At 52.3% G+C, this 264-nt stretch carries 1 protein-coding gene; it reads right to left on the reverse strand.

Features of this window, described 5'->3' with window-relative positions:
* Positions 1–17: 17 nt before the first annotated feature.
* On the reverse strand, positions 18–264 hold a 247-nt coding region (locus Q4563_RS20425), incomplete at its 5' end, for a hypothetical protein (protein WP_303605816.1).

Raw genomic sequence — 264 nt, forward strand, 5'->3', positions numbered from 1 at the left:
GTGAAATACTAACCGTGTCATTGATAGGCCTCCCATTCCTTCCATGCATCAATGATGGCCTGGCGCTCAATCTGAGCCATTTGCTGACGGCTAACGTTCCTCACATTCCCAGCTAGTTTGGGGGCCATATGCTTGTCCACAACGACCTTAATGAGTTCCCTCAGCTCGGTTTCTGCCCGCATCGCCTGGGCAGGGGTATCGGCCTTGTTCCAAGCTTTATCAGAATCCATCACCATCTGCAGGAAGATGCTCTCAGCCAGGTAG

The sequence above is a fragment of the Gilvimarinus sp. 1_MG-2023 genome (assembly GCF_030548285.1).